At 72.9% G+C, this 2,733-nt stretch carries 3 protein-coding genes; all 3 read right to left on the bottom strand.

What is annotated here, in order from left to right:
• Positions 1-53 precede the first annotated feature (53 nt).
• The 3 genes from ABD308_RS21340 to ABD308_RS21330 all read right to left on the bottom strand — a co-directional run bounded on the left by ABD308_RS21340 (position 54) and on the right by ABD308_RS21330 (position 2,346).
• Positions 54-899: an isoprenyl transferase gene (locus tag ABD308_RS21340; protein WP_344337580.1), complete on the bottom strand. Its 846-nt coding sequence runs from the start codon at positions 897-899 to the stop codon at positions 54-56.
• A 4-nt stretch (positions 900-903) separates the two neighbouring features.
• The gene (recO, locus tag ABD308_RS21335) at positions 904-1,650 is read right to left on the bottom strand and encodes a DNA repair protein RecO (RefSeq protein ID WP_344337579.1); all 747 of its coding nucleotides are present in this window, start codon (positions 1,648-1,650) and stop codon (positions 904-906) included.
• A 186-nt stretch (positions 1,651-1,836) separates the two neighbouring features.
• Entirely contained in the window at positions 1,837-2,346 is a 510-nt protein-coding gene (locus ABD308_RS21330; protein ID WP_344337578.1) for a TerB family tellurite resistance protein, read from the bottom strand.
• Between the last annotated feature and the right edge of the window lie 387 nt (positions 2,347-2,733).

The raw sequence follows: 2,733 nt of genomic DNA, 5'->3' as shown, positions 1-2,733 counted from the left end.
CGAGGGCCCGCGGGAGACGAACTCCCGCGGGCCCTCGCGCCGTTCCGGTGCGCTCAGCGCTGCGCCGGCACCTCGGCGGCCAGCTCGGCCGGCACCTCGTTCGGGATCGCCCCGCCGAACCGGCGGTCGCGCATCGCGTACTGCTCGCAGGCCCGCCACAGGTCGCGGCGGTCGAAGTCCGGCCAGAGCACGTCCTGGAACACGAACTCCGCGTACGCCGACTGCCAGAGCAGGAAGTTGGACGTCCGCTGCTCGCCGCTGGGCCGCAGGAACAGGTCCACGTCCGGCATGTCCGGGTGGTACAGGTACTTGGCGAGGGTCTTCTCGTTGACCTTCCTCGGGTCCAGCCGGCCCGCTGCCACATCGGCCGCGATGGCCGCCGCGGCGTCCGCGATCTCGGCCCGGCCACCGTAGTTGACGCACATGTACAGGGTGACGGCGTCGTTGTCCTTGGTCTGCTCCTCGGCGACCTGGAGCTCCTGGACGACGCTCTTCCACAGCTTGGGCATCCGGCCCGCCCAGCGCACCCGCACGCCCATCGCGTCCATCTCGTCGCGGCGGCGGTGGATGACGTCGCGGTTGAAGTTCATCAGGAACTTCACCTCGTCGGGTGAGCGCTTCCAGTTCTCGGTGGAGAACGCGTACAGCGAGATGTTCTTCACGCCCAGCTCGATCGCGCCCTTCAGCACGTCCAGCACGACGCCCTCGCCGACCTTGTGGCCCTCGGTGCGCGGCAGCCCCCGCTCCTTCGCCCAGCGGCCGTTGCCGTCCATGACGATCGCGACGTGGTTGGGGACCAGCTCGCCGGGGATCTTCGGGGGCCGGGCGCCGCTGGGGTGCGGGGTCGGGGGGAGGTACTCCCGCTGCTTGCCGCCGCCGAAGAGCCGTCGCGCTGCCATGTGCTCACTTCTCCACGTATCTCATCGAGCGGATGCCCCGCTCCAGGTGCCACTGCAGATAGGCCGCGACCAGGCCGCTGCCCTCCCGCCAGTACCTCGGCTCGCAGGCGTCGGCCGCCGGCCAGTCCCCTGACAGCAGCGCCCCGAGCAGTACCAGTGTCTCAGGGGAGGGTACGGCACATCCGGGAACCCGGCAGTCCGCGCAGAGGACGCCGCCCGCCTGGAGCGAGAAGAACCGGTTGGGGCCCTCCATACCGCACTTGGCGCAGTCGTCGAAGCTCGCGCCGTACCCGTTGACCGCGAGCGAGCGCAGCAGGAACGCGTCCAGCACCAGGTGCGACTCGTGCAGCCCGGCCGCCAGCGTGCGCAGGCCCCCGACCAGCAGCAGGTACTGCTGGACGGCCGGCTGGCCCTCGTTCTCGGCGAACCGTTCCGCCGTCTCCAGCATGGCCGTGCCGGCGGTGTAGCGGCCGTAGTCGGCGACGATCGGACCGCCGTACGGGGCGATCGTCTCCACCTGGGTGCACAGCGGCAACCCGCGCCCGACCAGCTCACTCCCCCGGCTGAAGAACTGCACGTCCACGTGCGAGAACGGCTCCAGGCGCGCGCCGAACTTCGACTTGGTCTTGCGCACCCCGCGCGCCACCGCGCGCACCTTGCCGTGGTTGCGGGTGAGCAGGGTGATGATCCGGTCGGCCTCGCCGAGCTTCTGCGCCCGGAGCACCACGCCGTCGTCCCGGAAGAGGCTCATGCGCCCGCCTCGCCGCGACGGGCCTCGAACAGTGTGGACATCCCACCATTGTCCCCCAGCCGCCCCGACCCGGCGGACAGCCGTGTACCCGCACCGGGCCGTGGGGGATCGCCGAACGGTGCGGGTCACGGCGGGCCCCGGAGGGGTGTGGGCCCGGTTCGTGGGGGTCCGGTGGAGGGCGGGTCGCTAATAGGGGGCCCGGGTGGCCGCCTCCAGCAACGCCCCCACCCGTGCCTGCGGCAGGTCCAGGCAGCGCCCGACGGCGTCCAGCGCGTCCCGCTCCTGCGGCCGGTACCGGCCGTCGGCCAGGGCGATCGCCGCGCCCTGCAGCAGGAGCCGCTCCCGGCCCGGCTGAGCCAGGTGCGGGGCGAGCGGCTCCAGCACCGCGTGCAGTTCCACGGCCAGCCCGCCGGCCATGCCGTGCGCGTCGTACAGTTCGCCGCCGAGGCCGGAGAGCGCCGCCAGCGCGGCCAGCACCTGCGCCTCGCCGCAGTCCTCGAAGCCGGCGTCCCGGACCGCCGCGCAGGCGGCCTCGCGGGCCGCGCGGTGCGCGGTGCCGCCGGCGGCCAGCAGGGCCAGCGCGACGGTGTACTGCGCGTCGCGCAGCATTCCGCCCAGGCGCACGCAGGTGGGCTGCTCCAGGCTCTCCACCCCGAACCGGCCGTGACAGCTGGTGCACTGCACACTGCCGATCACCGGTCCGAGCGGAAGCACCGGGGTCCCCAGCAGCCGCAGCCACCGCCGGCCGTGCTGCCGGCGGTAGTTGCGGTCCCCGCCGCAGCCTGGACAGAAGAAGTCACCGAGAACGTCAGTCCGCCACCGAGGGCGAACACCCCACATCCCTGTCACGGCGCCACTCCCCAGACATGGCAGGCGGCCTGCACAACAATGGGCAGGTCACGCGACCGGCCGCCGGGCCGTCCCACCGACCCGGCCTTCCGGTGGGACGATGTTGCCACGGTTGCCGACACGTGTCAGTACTTCGAACGGCCCGAACCCCGAAAAAATGTGGCGCAGGACACAGGCCGCGCGCCCCGGGCCCCCCGCCCGCCCGGCCGGTCCCGGGAACGCCGCCGGGCCGCC

This window comes from Kitasatospora putterlickiae, assembly GCF_039527695.1.
Taxonomy (GTDB): Bacteria; Actinomycetota; Actinomycetes; order Streptomycetales; family Streptomycetaceae; genus Kitasatospora; species Kitasatospora putterlickiae.
The sequence above is the reverse complement of the archived record's forward strand: the minus strand, read 5'-3'. Positions and strand labels throughout refer to the sequence as shown.